The 12,059-nt window shown below is 69.7% G+C and carries 11 protein-coding genes; 4 read left to right on the top strand and 7 right to left on the bottom strand.

Features of this window, described 5'->3' with window-relative positions; genetic code table 11:
* Positions 1–3 precede the first annotated feature (3 nt).
* The 4 genes from CM1CMNOD_RS05825 to CM1CMNOD_RS05840 are packed head-to-tail and all read right to left on the bottom strand — an operon-like array spanning position 4 to position 3,349.
* Complete coding sequence (locus tag CM1CMNOD_RS05825) at positions 4–1,143, bottom strand: class I SAM-dependent methyltransferase (RefSeq protein WP_013872750.1); 1,140 nt, start codon at positions 1,141–1,143, stop codon at positions 4–6.
* A 20-nt stretch (positions 1,144–1,163) separates the two neighbouring features.
* Positions 1,164–2,153: a DsbA family protein gene (locus tag CM1CMNOD_RS05830; RefSeq protein WP_013872751.1), complete on the bottom strand. Its 990-nt coding sequence runs from the start codon at positions 2,151–2,153 to the stop codon at positions 1,164–1,166.
* 7 nt (positions 2,154–2,160) lie between these two features.
* Entirely contained in the window at positions 2,161–2,730 is a 570-nt protein-coding gene (locus CM1CMNOD_RS05835) for a MauE/DoxX family redox-associated membrane protein (protein WP_013872752.1), read from the bottom strand.
* A gap of 4 nt (positions 2,731–2,734) precedes the next feature.
* Complete coding sequence (locus tag CM1CMNOD_RS05840) at positions 2,735–3,349, bottom strand: SCO family protein (protein WP_013872753.1); 615 nt, start codon at positions 3,347–3,349, stop codon at positions 2,735–2,737.
* 976 nt (positions 3,350–4,325) lie between these two features.
* Here CM1CMNOD_RS05840 and CM1CMNOD_RS05845 point away from each other — a divergent pair.
* From CM1CMNOD_RS05845 to CM1CMNOD_RS05855, 3 genes are all read left to right on the top strand, one after another.
* Complete coding sequence (locus CM1CMNOD_RS05845; protein WP_013872755.1) at positions 4,326–4,715, top strand: DUF3618 domain-containing protein; 390 nt, start codon at positions 4,326–4,328, stop codon at positions 4,713–4,715.
* 582 nt (positions 4,716–5,297) lie between these two features.
* Positions 5,298–5,864 (top strand): Fur family transcriptional regulator, encoded by a 567-nt coding sequence (locus CM1CMNOD_RS22840; protein WP_013872756.1) that lies wholly within the window; start codon positions 5,298–5,300, stop codon positions 5,862–5,864.
* Between the two features lie 193 nt (positions 5,865–6,057).
* Positions 6,058–7,515: a catalase gene (locus tag CM1CMNOD_RS05855; protein WP_013872757.1), complete on the top strand. Its 1,458-nt coding sequence runs from the start codon at positions 6,058–6,060 to the stop codon at positions 7,513–7,515.
* A 100-nt stretch (positions 7,516–7,615) separates the two neighbouring features.
* Here the strand turns inward: CM1CMNOD_RS05855 and CM1CMNOD_RS05860 are convergent, their stop codons facing one another.
* Positions 7,616–8,620 (bottom strand): lysylphosphatidylglycerol synthase transmembrane domain-containing protein, encoded by a 1,005-nt coding sequence (locus CM1CMNOD_RS05860; RefSeq protein ID WP_165001634.1) that lies wholly within the window; start codon positions 8,618–8,620, stop codon positions 7,616–7,618.
* A gap of 414 nt (positions 8,621–9,034) precedes the next feature.
* Here CM1CMNOD_RS05860 and CM1CMNOD_RS05865 point away from each other — a divergent pair, with 414 nt between their 5' ends.
* Positions 9,035–9,529, top strand: coding sequence for a glutathione peroxidase (locus CM1CMNOD_RS05865; protein WP_043603096.1), 495 nt, complete (start codon positions 9,035–9,037; stop codon positions 9,527–9,529).
* Positions 9,530–9,695: 166 nt separating this feature from the next.
* On the opposite strand, the gene CM1CMNOD_RS05870 is transcribed toward CM1CMNOD_RS05865, so the two are convergent.
* Together CM1CMNOD_RS05870 and CM1CMNOD_RS05875 are read right to left on the bottom strand one after the other, a co-directional pair.
* Positions 9,696–10,322 carry an NUDIX domain-containing protein gene (locus CM1CMNOD_RS05870; protein ID WP_013872760.1) on the bottom strand — a complete coding sequence of 209 codons (627 nt, stop codon included), beginning with the start codon at positions 10,320–10,322 and terminating at the stop codon, positions 9,696–9,698.
* Between the two features lie 310 nt (positions 10,323–10,632).
* Complete coding sequence (locus CM1CMNOD_RS05875) at positions 10,633–11,547, bottom strand: TerB family tellurite resistance protein (protein WP_013872761.1); 915 nt, start codon at positions 11,545–11,547, stop codon at positions 10,633–10,635.
* Between the last annotated feature and the right edge of the window lie 512 nt (positions 11,548–12,059).

The raw sequence follows: 12,059 nt of genomic DNA on the forward strand, positions 1-12,059 counted from the left end.
CTGTCAGGGCGGGCTGCCCAGCGGCTCGACGCCCGCGAGCGTGGCCACACCCACGAACGCGGCCGGATCCACCTGGCCGGCGGCCCATCTGCGCAGCTCGTTTATGATCAGAATGGCCAGGTCGACGTCCGCATCGGCGTCGGCGTCGGCGTACACCATCGGGTCGATCACGACGTCCATGATGACCAGGAAGGTCCGGCCGTCCCCGACGATCCGGCCGCAGCCCACCGCCCGGCCTGGCTCGTCCGCGGCCTCCACACACAGGCCGGCGAGGCTGCCGTCGATGGCGTCCTCCGCCGCCTCGGGGCCGGGGTCGGGCAGACCGCCGGCGGTACGCAGCCGGCGCAGCTCCGCCACCGTCGGCATCCGGTGGACGACGATGAAGCCACCCACCGACAGTGACAGGGCGTGCGCGGCAGAACCGTTCGCGCTCGCGTTCGCGCCCGCGCCCGCCGCCCCCGCCGCCGGCTCGACGAGCGCCGGATGGGTGGACATCGGGCCGGGTCGACGCCCCACCAGCAGGGTGTCGACCGCCGGGTGTCTGTGATTGTCGGTCCGCAGCGGGCTGCGAACACGGCCGGCCCGGCTGATCCGCAGAGGCGGGCCGGCGGCCAGCTCCGTCAGCAGCTCGTCGGCGTCGAACAGGAGCTCGGGGTCGGCGGGGGTGACGTTCCCGTGCCGCAGGTTCGCCCGGTCGTGCCCGATGACCAGCAGCGTCCCGCCCGGGACGATCGCGTCGGCCGCGCAGCGCAGCACGTCCCGCCGCTGCTCGGGTGCCAGGTGCAGGTAGCAGATGGTGATCAGCTCGTAGGACGCCGGTCGCGGCGTCCAGGCCATGACGTCGGCGTGGATCCACTCCGGTGTCACGTCGAAGCGGCGGGAGAGCTCACGTGCCTTGCGGATCGCGACCTGGGAGAAGTCCACGCCGGTGACCCGCCAGCCCTGGGTGGCGAGCCAGACGGCGTTGCGGCCCTCGCCGCAGGCGAGGTCCAGGGCGCGTCCCGGGGTGAGCCCGGCGAGATGTTCGATCACGACCTGGTTCGGCTCGGCGGTCCACAGCAGGCCGGTGCCGGCATGCCGGCGGTCCCACTGGGCGGCATTCATAGTCGCTATCTCACCTCGGGTGGCCACGATCTGCCGCATCGTGGCCACCCGAGGATCGGTCAGCCGGTGGCTGCCGGTGCGGGAGCGGCGGCGCTGGTCACCGCGGCGGTGAAGCCCTGAGGGGTCAGAGCCTGCGGGGACAGTTGCCGGCCGTTGACGAGCACGGTCGGGGTGCCGGTCACACCGCGTTTGGACGCGTCGTCCTCGACTTTCGCGACATAGCCGTTGTAGGTGCCGTTACGCACCGCCTCGATGAACGCCGGGGATGTCAGGCCCATCCTGGCGCCGAATGCCGTCAGCGCGTCGTTCTGATATCCGCCGCTGTGCTCGGGCGGCTGGTTGGCGTAGAGAACGTCGTGGTATTCCTTGAATTTTCCTTCCTGTGCGGCGGCCGCGGCGGCGTTCGCAGCCCGGACGGACTCCGGCCCGAGGAAGGACATCATGTGATAGACGGCCCTGATCCGTCCGTCACTGATCATCTGCTGGATGTTCGGGCCGAGCGTGCTCTCCAGCTCCTGGCAGACCGGGCACTGGAAGTCCTCGTAGAAGTCCACGGCGACGGGGGCGTCCGCCCGGCCGACGACGATCCCGTTGTCGGTGCCGGTCGCGGTCACCGGCAGCACCACCGGCGCGGATTCCGTCCGGTTGCTCTGGACGGCGACGCCGATCAGCGCGGCCACCGCGAGCAGGGCCACGACCACCGATCCGATGATGGCCCGTTGCCGCCTCCGCGCGCGGGCGGCTTCGGCGGCCCGGGCCTGGGCCGCCTTCTCCCGCCGGCGATCGTCCCGCTGGGTGTCGTTCCGGTTCCGGCGGACGTCGTTTCCGGCCTGCCTCGTGTCGTCCTGGGCCTCGTCCCGCCCTGTGTCGTTCTGGGTGGGCCCGGGCTGCTGCGCGGCGGAGCCACCCGACCGCGCGCCGGCCGGCCTCCCGGCCGGGTTTCCGCCCCGCTTCCCGCCCGACCGGTTCTTCCTGCTCTTCCTGGACGCGGTACTCATCAGTTCTCCGAAGTCCTGCGACGGCTCGATGACATGGGCCTGCGGCGGCATATTTCGATCATGGCCGCACTGCCTGCGGCCCCTCGACGGCCGGTGGGCGCGTGCCTCGTTCGAGGAGGCGGTCGACGGTGAGCGCACCGGCTGGCAGGCAGACCACCAGGACGCTCGCGGCGAGCAGCAGGCCGTCCCGGATGATCTCCCCGGTGTAGTGGGTGGGCGCGCCGGCGGTGAGGTCCCCGCCGGTGGAGAAGCAGCCGCAGTCGATGCGCAGGCCCCGCGCGGCGGCCGAGGCGATCGCCGCGATGTAGACGGCGAGCAGCAGCGTGGAGACGGCGGCGCTCACCTGCACCGCCAGCCCGACGAGCAGCAGCAGGCCGAGCGCGATCTCCACGAACGGGACGGCGTAGGCGACCGGGTGCACGAGCCCCTCGGGCAGGATGCGGAAGGCCCGGACCGACCGCACCATCCCCTGCGGGTCGCCGATCTTGACCAGGCCGGCGGCGAGCCAGAGCCCCGCCAGCCCGAGGCGTAGAAGCGTGGAGACGGTGGCCAGCACCAGCGGTACCCGTGAGCTGGCCGCAGCGGCCCCGGCGATCGTCCTTCCGGTCGTTGTCTGCTGATTCGTCATTGTTTCATGTGGTCTTTCCCGTATTGACCAGAATTGGGAGGTCGTGGGCGTAGTCGGCGACCTGGGTGCCCGCCAGGTAGACGACCCTGGCCCGGTCGTCCGTGGTGAAGGCCATGACCTGTGTGCCATGCGTGACGGTGAAGATCCCGTTGGGTTGACGTACCGGATCCTCCAGCGGGATGCCGAGCGCGTCCGCCTGCGCGCGTATCTGTGCCAGGGTGCCCCGCACACCGATGAAGGACGGGTCGAACTGGTTCAGCCAGCGGCTGAGCACCTCGCCGGTGTCCCGCTCGGGGTCGGTGGTGACGAACACCGTGGCGATCCGCGACCGGACGGATGCCGGCACCGTGTCGAGGGCCGCCGCGATGTCGGCCATCGTCGTCGGGCAGACGTCCGGGCAGTTGGTGTAACCGAAGAACAGCAGGGTGACCTTCCCTGCTGTCCGGGAACGCAGGTCGAGCGGGGCGCCGGCGGTGTCGACCAGGTTCAGCGCGGGTTTGTCGACCGGTTGTGCGAGCGCCGTGCCACGCAGTTCGTTGGTTGCCCCGGAGTCGTCCACGATCGTGACCGCGGACTCGGTACCGGACGCACACCCGGCCAGGACGAGCGCGAACGCCATCACCAGCGGTACCGCGAACAGGCGGCGGCGGGCAGGATGACGCGGACGGCCCCCGCCGGATCCTCGGCCAGGCGGATCGGTACCAGGGCGGGCACCCGCCGTACTGTCGGCGTCGTCGCCGACAGCTTCGCTGACGGCTTCTCCTGCATCTTGCGATGTACGCACCCGGGCCTCGCTCCTCGATCCGTACCCTTACCGCCGGACGGCTCCTTGTGTGGACTGACGGATAAGCCCCACGGCTCGGTTCCACCTCCGGCCGTGTCGGACGCCCGGGCCGTGGGCCATCATCGTGGGCCATCAGTGGAACAATCGCATGTGCCGGTGCCGCCTGGAGCGGGTGCTCCCGGCGGTGAGTCACCGGTGAGTCACCGGCATCCGCTGGCATCCGCCCGTGCGTGCCGGCGTGACCGCTGCCCGGCCGAGCCCTGTCGCGATCTTCGGTGACGCGGGACAGCCGTCTACGAAGGTACGCGACCGGCTTCTTCGGCAACGATCTCCGATGGCGTGGGGACGGTGGCCCGGCGCGGGTGAGCTCGGCCGCTCGACCGCTGTTTTGCCGCGCGTCCGGGCGGCCCTTCTGGCACGATTGTCATTAGATCCTGTCGTAGATCCTGTCGTAGATCCTGTCGTAGATCCTGTCGTAGATCCCGGCGTCTCCCGGCGTCTCCCGGCGTCTCCCGGCGTCTCCCGGCGTCGATGTCGTCGCTCATGGTCGTCATATGGTGTGATTCATGTTATATCCGGCATGTTCCGGTGGATATTCTGGTACGCCTGAACGGCCATCCTGGGATGTGGAGGAGGTCTCGACGGTGGCGTTCTGTTCGGGTCGACGACAACGCCATTGACCACAACGCCGTGCTGCTGACGACAGCGTTGCCGGTCCGGCGAAGCCGACGTGGTACGTTCAGGAAGCGCCGGTGAAGATCCAGCAGATATACCCAGGCAGTCATCGCGCGTGGAGGAAAGGGCGACATCGGTGCCGCAGGACCCGGCTGCGATTCAGCAGCAGATCGAGAATACCCGCGCCGAGCTCGCGGTCACCTTGGACGCCATCGCCGAGCTCGTGAGTCCCAGAAGGGTCGCGGAGCGGACCGGCGAGCAGATCAGAGGCAGGGTCGCCGAGCTGCGCCAGAAGGTGATCACGAGTGGCTTCGGTGGCCTGCCCGCCATCACCGCGGACTCCAGCGTCGCCGGCAACGGTTACGGCACGCCGGCCGACAGGCGTGAGCTGGCCGCCGGGCTTGACACGGGTCCGGTCGTGCAGCGCGTCGTCCGGTGGGACAGGGTGGCCGCCGTCGGGAGCGGCGTGCTGGTGCTGTTCGTCAGCGTTCGCCGCCGCAGGCGCCGCCGTGCCCGCGTTCTGTGACGTTCTACGGCATTCCGCGAGGGTCGGGCAGTGCCCGTCCGCCCGCCCACACCGTATGCCGTAATGCTGTAATTCCGTAATGCCATCCAGTGCTAGAAAAGTGGACTTTCGCCTGTTTTTGTCAATATTCTGCCGATAGCGACCGTACCGGCCGGGTGACGGCCAGTGCGGGCCTGAAGCCGTGCTGTGCCGACTGTTCTGGGCCGGTTCTCCGTGCCGGCCGTTCTGTGCGGACCGCTGTGCTTCGTGTCCGCCCGCCCCGAGCGCGTTCTCCCGCGCCGTCCGGGTTGCCGGCCCGCCCGAGTTCCCGCGCTTCCCGCTGTCGTCGTGGTGTCTGCTGGCCGGGGGTTTCCGGCCGTCCGTGCTTTCGACGAGCCGTCGCCCGCCGCTTTGTTCACCGGTACCGTCCATGCTTGTGGGATCCCATATATGGATGGTCGGCCGCCCATGTTGCCCGAGATTTTCGCCGCTTGTACCCAGCCGGCGACCGGTGGGCGACGGAATGCCCGTCCAGCTCGGGGACCCGGCTTTGACGTATTCGTAGACTTGACTTGTTCCAGACAGCGGCGAAGGCTGGCCGGTGTGAACAGTGAGGACGCCGCCGGGCAACTGCGCTCGGCCGGGCTGCGGGTGACCGCGCCTCGGCTGGCGGTGCTCGCGTCCCTGGCCGAAGGCGCGCACCTGAGCGTGGAGACGATCGCTCAGGGCGCCCGTGCCCGGCTCGGCTCGCTGTCGCTGCAGGCCGTGTACGACAACCTGGACGTGCTCGCCGCCGCCGGGCTGGTGCGCCGGTTCGAACCGGCGGGCCATCCGGCCCGGTTCGAACTGCGGGTCGGTGACAACCATCACCATCTCGTCTGCCGGGTGTGCACGGCCGTCTACGACGTCGACTGCGTGATCGGCGCGCGGCCGTGCCTGTCGCCGTCGGACGACCATGGTTTCGTCATCGACGAGGCCGAGGTGACCTTCTGGGGGATCTGCGCCGACTGCCAGGCCAGGGCCATCGCCGACGTTGGGGGCGGCTCCGGAGCCAGGGCCAACGCCGATGCCGACACCGCTGGTGACGCCGGTGCCGACGCCGGTGCCGACGGCAGCGCGCCTGCCGGGACGCGGCCGCGGCGGGCCGTTCCGAGCGTGCGGGAGAGCTGACCTCCCGGCCACGCGGCTGATGTCCCGGCCACGCCGGGAGAACCGACAGCTGACATCCGTCGACTTTCCGGCGGGCACGGGCGGGTAGGACCCCGGGAGTCCGAATCCGGCGCGAGCCGCCCGGCCGTCGGCAGGGACCCGTCCCACCGACAGCCGGGACGCGACGACAGAAGACAACAGGAGTGAGTTTTTGATGACTGACTCTCGACCACCTGTAACCACGACCGACGCGGGTATCCCGGCACCGAGCGACGAACACTCCCTGTCTGTCGGCCCGAACGGTCCGTTGCTGCTCCAGGATCACTACCTGATCCAGAAGATGGCCCAGTTCAACCGGGAACGGGTGCCGGAACGGGTCGTTCACGCCAAGGGCGGCGGTGCGCACGGCTATTTCGAGGTGACCGCGGACGTCACCCCGTACACGAAGGCAGCCTTTCTTTCCGAGGTGGGCAGGCGCACCGACGTGTTCATCCGGTTCTCCACCGTCGCGGGTGAGCTCGGCAGCGCCGACACGGTTCGTGATCCGCGTGGTTTCGCCATCAAGTTCTACACCGAGGACGGCAACTACGACCTGGTCGGCAACAACACGCCGATCTTCTTCGTTCGGGACCCGAGCAAGTTCTCCGACTTCATCCACTCCCAGAAGCGGCGGTCCGACACCCATCTGCGTGACAACAACATGCAGTGGGATTTCTGGACGTTGTCCCCCGAGTCTGCCCATCAGGTGCTCATCCTGATGAGCGACCGCGGGACGCCGCGCAGCTGGCGGAACATGAACGGTTACGGCAGCCACACGTTCATGTGGGTGAACGAGGCGCACGAGCGGTTCTGGGTGAAATACCACTTCAAGACCGAGCAGGGCATCGACAACTTCACCGACGCCGAGGCGAAGGCGGTCGTCTCCGTGGACCCGGACTTCCACCTCCGGGACCTGGCGTCGTCGATCCAGCGGGGCGACCGTCCGGCCTGGCGGCTGGAGGTACAGATCATGCCGTTCGCGGACGCCGCCACCTACCGGTTCAACCCGTTCGACCTGACCAAGGTCTGGCCGCACGGGGACTACCCGCCGATCACGATCGGGCGGATGGTTCTCGACCGCAACCCCGAGGACTACTTCGCCGAGGTCGAGCAGGCGGCGTTCGAGCCGGCGAACCTGGTGCCCGGCATCGGCTCGAGCCCGGACAAGATGCTGCTCGGCCGGCTGTTCTCCTACCCGGACACGCATCGTTACCGGATCGGCCCGAACTACCTGCAGCTACCGATCAACCGTCCGAAGGTGCCGGTGCACTCCTACAACAAGGACGGCGCCATGCGCTACCAGCCGTCCCACGACCCGGTGTACGCGCCGAACAGCTACGGCGGCCCCAGGGCGGACACGGCCCGGTACGGCGAGGACGCGGTCTGGCGGGCCGACGGCGACTTCGTCCGGGCGGCGTACACGCCGCGCCGCGACGACGACGACTTCGGCCAGGCCGGGTCGCTGTACCGCGACGTGATGTCCGATATCGATCGGGAGCATCTGGTCTCGAACATCGTCGGCCACGCGTCCCAGGACGTCACGTCGGAGGTCCAGCGCCGGGTGGTCGAGTACTGGCGCCAGGTCGACCCGGACCTCGGCGCCCGCGTCGCCAAGGGCCTCGGCACCGGCTGACAAGCCCTTTTCCTACTCGTTTCCTGCTCGCGGGCCGGGCCTCGTCCGACGGCCCGGCCGGCGGCCCTCCCGGGCAGAGCTGTGCCGCGCGGGCAGCGGTCTACAGGATGCCGCGGCGGCGCAGGACGGTCAGGGCGGCGATGCCGGGGAGGACAGGAAGCCAGTAGCTGATCAGCCGGTACACCAGGACGGCCGCGAACATGGACACGGCGTCGCCGCCGGCGGCGGTGAGGCCGATGGCGAGGGCGGGCTCGAGCGCGCCGATGTTGCCCGCGGTGGGTACCGCGCCGGCCACCACCGCGCCCACCAGATAGATGGTCGCTACCGACAGTAGCGATACGGAGCCGCCGAACGCCCAGACGCAGGTGGCCAGCGCCACGATCTGTGTCACCTTGGTGGCCGCGGCCGACAGCAGCAGCACGGCGGTGCGCCGGGGGGAGCGTGCGAGCAGCGCCAGATGCTGGCCCGCGCCGCGCAGCGCCGGCCCGAGCCGGCCGCGGATGCGGGGGTGCAGGCCGGCCATGACACAGCCGACCAGGCACAGCGCGACACCGCCGAGGGCGGGTCCGGAGCCGACGCTCGCCGTGACCGACCTGATGGGCGCGATCACCGCGTCCTGCGTGCCCGAACCGCCGACCAGCGCGGCGGTGAGCGCGATCCCGCCCACGTGGGCCAGGGCGAAAACAATCTTGACTGCGGCCACCGCGCTCAGGCAGGCCGAGCAGGTCAGCTTCTGACGTTCCAGATAGCGGATGTTCACGGCGATCGCGCCCAGGCCCGCCGGCAGCACCCGGTTGGCCGCCGCCGCGGCCAGTTGCACCGCCACCGCCGTGCGCAGCCGCAGGGGCAGCCCACTGGCCGCCCGCAGGGCCAGACCGTTGGCCAGGAAGAAGCAGGACGAGGCAAGCCCGCACGCCATCAGCCACGGCCAGGTCGGCACGGGGACGCTCGACAGTCTTGCCCCGACCTCTGTCCGGAACCGCATGACCAGCATGACGGCCGTCGGAACGGCGAGGGCGACCACGACCAGCGTCCAGGGATGGCGCAGCCAGCCCATCCGCAGACGGGGGCGCAGCATTCCGGAAAGTGCGAGCGTGCTCACCATCTGCTCATCAGGCAGGCCTGGCAGCAGCGGACGTGGGACCTGCCGTGGTGAGATAGCTGCTGGCTGTGCGGTGGCGACGGCGCTGCCGTCGACCGTCGCCCTTGCGGGGGCTGCCGTCGCGGTAGCTGCCCGGCTGGGCGTCATGGCGCCAACAGTAGATCGGAATTCATAACGGATGCTGAACAACGTACATCCTGTGATGGGATCTTCTTCTACCTACCCCGTCGGGCGAGGGATGGCACCGATTGGCCAGGAGGCCGTTTCATGCCGGTACGGAACAGAACCGGCGGCGGCCGGCTTGCACGCAGAGGTACGTCATGTCGTCCGAAAATGACGTGCACCGGTAATCCGCCGCCGGGTGACCGGGATCACAGAACCCAGCGAAACCTTCAGCATCCGAGGAAAGGCAGGACCGTGACAGATCTGCGTGACCTACCGGTAACGACCCTTGCCGGTGAGAAGACGACCTTTGGTGCGTTGGCGGACGGACGTGCCGCGCTCGTCGTCAACGTGGCAAGCCGGTGCGGCCTCACCCCGCAGTACGCCGGCCTGGAGAAACTGCACGAGGAGCTCGCCGACCGCGGATTCACCGTGATCGGTTTTCCGAGCAACCAGTTCGGCAAGCAGGAGCCGGGCACCGCGGAGGAGATCGCGACCTTCTGCTCGACGACCTACGGGGTGACGTTCCCACTGAGTGCGAAGATCGAGGTCAACGGCGAAGGCCGTGACCCGGTGTACGCCGAGCTGACCCAGGCCGCCGACGCGGAGGGGCGGACCGGCGACATCGCCTGGAACTTCGAGAAGTTCGTGGTCGCGTCGGACGGCAGGGTCGCAGCCCGCTTCGGCCCGCGCACGGAGCCGCACGACCCGGCGCTGCGCCAGGCGATCGAAGCGGTTCTGCCCGCCTGATTCCCCTTTCGGCCCTGGCCCCTGTCCTTGGCCTCGGCCTCCGCTCCCGGTTGTGGCTCTGTCCTGTTTCTGCTTCCGGCCCGCCCCGCCCCTGGTTTCCCGTCTCTGGTTCCGGTCCGGTGCTGGCCGTGGGGGCGGTTGTGGTTACGCACTCGGCCCGGCTTTCTCAGTGCGGTCCGGCGGTCGTCCGGGGGAGCCCGTCCGGGCCGTACCAGGACGGCCGGTGAGTGCGCAGCCAACGCAGGATGGCCGTCCGCAGGTACGTCGGCCGGAACTCGAACGTGTGGAGCGTGGACACCGAGACCGAACTGATGTCGATCGCCTCCTCCCGGCTGCCGATCTGCGCGAACGCGGGCAGCGCCGCGGCGAACACGACGTTGATCTCGTGCCAGCTCTGACCGGATTCGACGAACGTGTGCTCCACGCATCCGACGAAGTCCAGCGCGTGGGTCGCGAGCCCGGCCTTCTCCCGGATCGTGCGGCGCAGCGCCGCCTCCACACTCTCGCCGGGCTCCACGTTCCCGCCCGGCAGGTAGAACCAGGACCGCCCGCGCCGGTTGGCGATGAGTACCCGCTCACCGGAGATGAAGAGCATGCGGGCGCTCAGTACCGGGATGGCGTCGCTGGCCGGCCCGCCCAGGCCGTACGGGCCGCCCGCGGCGGCAGGGCGTTCCAGGTCGGCGACTGTCGGGTCCACGGCGATCGTCGGGTCGACGGCCCAGGAAGCGTCCCTGCCGGGACGCGGTAACGGTCGGGCTGCCTGGTGGGATGTTGCGTCGTTGTTCTCGAGCATGGCTTTCCTCACGGGTGAAGGCGGGCTGGATCGACCACGTTCGGCTGATTCGGCTGCTTCGAGTACTTCGGGGCTGCTCCGGTGATGTTGCTGCTCGGGGGATGCTGGGTCGGTGGGTGTCGCGTCTTCGAGGTGTCCGCGGCCGGTTCCTGGCGGGCCTTCGGCGTACTGGCGGCGTCTGACAGCACCGGACGGCACCGCGGGCAGCGCCCGGCTCGGCCTTTTTCCGGTGTCAGGTTCCGGCGCCAGGTTCCGGTGTCAGGCCCCGGTTCGGCCTGGCTGCCGGTTCCCGCGGCGGCGGCCAGGCGGTCTATCCGTGGGTGCTCCTGACCCGCTGGACCGCCAGCGAGGACGGGTCGAGCCCGAGGATGTCCATCGCTTCCTGGACGACGGCCCGCTCGGCGGGGTCGAACGTGCCGTCCGAGCGTCCGATCACCGCGCCGAACTGCACGACCGACCGGGCCCGCGCCCGGTTGCCCCGCACCTTGGCGATCTCGCGCAGCGCCGCGGCCCGGCCGCCGGCGGCGTCCGCGCGCAGCGCGTCCACATGGGCGTCGAACAGGTGGACGAGTTCGTTGGGCGGGAAGGCGCTGAGCGTCCGGTCGGTGGCGACGATGTGCGCCATGGCGTCCCGTTCCCGCGCGTCGATCGTGCCGTCGGCGGCGGCGACGAGCGCGCAGATGGCGACCGCGGCGTCCCGGAACGCGGCGTCGTCGAGCTCGTGCCGCCGGGCGTGCAGCTGGGCCCGCAACACGTGCACGGACTGGCTGAGATGGTTCCACCACGCGTCGGGTTCGTGCACCGGCAGCCCCTGCCACACCGGCCAGTGGTCCTCCAGCCAGCGGACCACCGCGACCGAGACGGCGGCGGGTGTCAGCGACCGTTCGTTGAAGTCCTCCAGGGCCAGCGGGACGAGCGCGGCGCCCGCATGGGTGACCGGGGCGGCGGCACTGTCGGGCAGGTCGGCGGCGAACAGCGCGGTGACCGTGTGCTCCGCGTCCGGCCCGTGGTGCTCGACGCAGCCGACGAACTCGGTCGGGACGGCCGGGGAGCCGGTCAGGGCGTGGACGTAGCGGGCCGCGGCCGAGGCGATCCCTTCGGCGGGCTCGACGTCGCCGCCGGGCAGGAGGTAGGCGGACACGTCGGACCGATAGTGCGCGACCAGGTAGCCGCCGGTGTCGAGCAGGATCCGGACGTTCAGCCGGACATCCGTGGGAACGGGCATGTCGACCCCCTGATGACGGTTTCCCGCTGTCAGCGGCATTACGGGCGGGTTGTTGCTGACCCGATGACATCATCCACCTGCCCAGGGTGGTTGCCCATTGGCAGGAAGCTGTCGATGAATACGACGGCACAGGGGCTGTAACCGAAAGAGGTTTGTGTTGTTGCGACCGGTTACTTGAAAATTTTCAACCAAGATCTGTGACAGTGCTTTGACCTGCAGCGATACATGATCTAGATCATATCGATGATCGATCCTGCTGTCGGGCGGCCTGCCAGAGGCCATTGGGGAACGGCCTGTCCGGTTCACGACATGCGACCTCGCGTCAGGTGGCCATTACCTTCAGTAGATGGCCGCTGGTCTCCGGCGGGCCCGGCCCGCCCCGTATCATGATCCATCCACCCGGTCGCCGTCACTGATCTGACGTTCCGTGGCGAGCCGTGATGCCGGTGGCAGGCCCGGGCAGATGCCAGGCCCGGCGGTGGTGACCCAGGATGGCCGCCGCCGGGCCTGGC

It is taken from the genome of Protofrankia symbiont of Coriaria myrtifolia, from assembly GCF_900634755.1.
Classification (GTDB): domain Bacteria; phylum Actinomycetota; class Actinomycetes; order Frankiales; family Frankiaceae; genus Protofrankia; species Protofrankia coriariae.

Excerpts from the sequence above, each read along its gene's own strand:
- CM1CMNOD_RS05875 (WP_013872761.1), bottom strand. The coding sequence starts at position 11,547 with ATGCCCGTTCCCACGGATGTCCGGCTGAACGTCCGGATCCTGCTCGAC.
- CM1CMNOD_RS05860 (WP_165001634.1), bottom strand. The coding sequence starts at position 8,620 with ATGGTGAGCACGCTCGCACTTTCCGGAATGCTGCGCCCCCGTCTGCGG.
- CM1CMNOD_RS05855 (WP_013872757.1), top strand. The coding sequence starts at position 6,058 with ATGACTGACTCTCGACCACCTGTAACCACGACCGACGCGGGTATCCCG.
- CM1CMNOD_RS05830 (WP_013872751.1), bottom strand. The coding sequence starts at position 2,153 with ATGCCGCCGCAGGCCCATGTCATCGAGCCGTCGCAGGACTTCGGAGAA.
- CM1CMNOD_RS05840 (WP_013872753.1), bottom strand. The coding sequence starts at position 3,349 with ATGGCGTTCGCGCTCGTCCTGGCCGGGTGTGCGTCCGGTACCGAGTCC.
- CM1CMNOD_RS05870 (WP_013872760.1), bottom strand. The coding sequence starts at position 10,322 with ATGCTCGAGAACAACGACGCAACATCCCACCAGGCAGCCCGACCGTTA.
- CM1CMNOD_RS05825 (WP_013872750.1), bottom strand. The coding sequence starts at position 1,143 with ATGCGGCAGATCGTGGCCACCCGAGGTGAGATAGCGACTATGAATGCC.
- CM1CMNOD_RS05835 (WP_013872752.1), bottom strand. The coding sequence starts at position 2,730 with ATGACGAATCAGCAGACAACGACCGGAAGGACGATCGCCGGGGCCGCT.